This window comes from Citrobacter sp. VF227 (assembly GCF_052950715.1).
Window position 1 is genome coordinate 1 of record NZ_JBRFVF010000275.1, and the last position, 509, is coordinate 509.

The 509-nt window shown below is 63.5% G+C and carries 1 protein-coding gene; it reads left to right on the forward strand.

Annotated features, from left to right (window positions below):
* Positions 1-509, forward strand: a 509-nt coding sequence (locus ACU8YC_RS26295) for an inverse autotransporter beta domain-containing protein (RefSeq protein WP_446896161.1), incomplete at both ends; no start/stop codon positions are given.

The window sequence follows — 509 nt, forward strand, 5'->3', positions numbered from 1 at the left end:
TGGCCACGGGGACTGCCAGCGGTGAAATCCGGCAGTGGCTCAGCCATTTCGGTACTGCCCGCGTGCAGCTGGATGCGGATAAAAACTTCTCCCTGAAGAACTCGCAGTTTGACCTGCTGATACCCCTGTATGACCGGGGGGATAACCTGGTGTTCACGCAGGGCAGTCTGCACCGGACCGACGGCCGGACCCAGGCTAACCTCGGCGCCGGGTTACGCCACTTTATGCCCGGTCACATGCTGGGCGGAAATCTGTTCGGCGACTACGACCTGTCCCGCGACCATGCGCGTGTCGGCGCCGGTCTTGAATACTGGCGTGACTTCCTGAAGCTGGGTGTCAATGGCTACTACCGCCTGACGGACTGGAAGGACTCCCCGGACCTGGCCGACTACGAGGCCCGTCCGGCAAACGGCTGGGATGTCCGGGCGCAGGCCTGGGTGCCGTCCCTGCCGCAGCTGGGTGGCAGGCTGACGTATGAGCAGTACTACGGGAAGGAAGTGGCCCTGTTC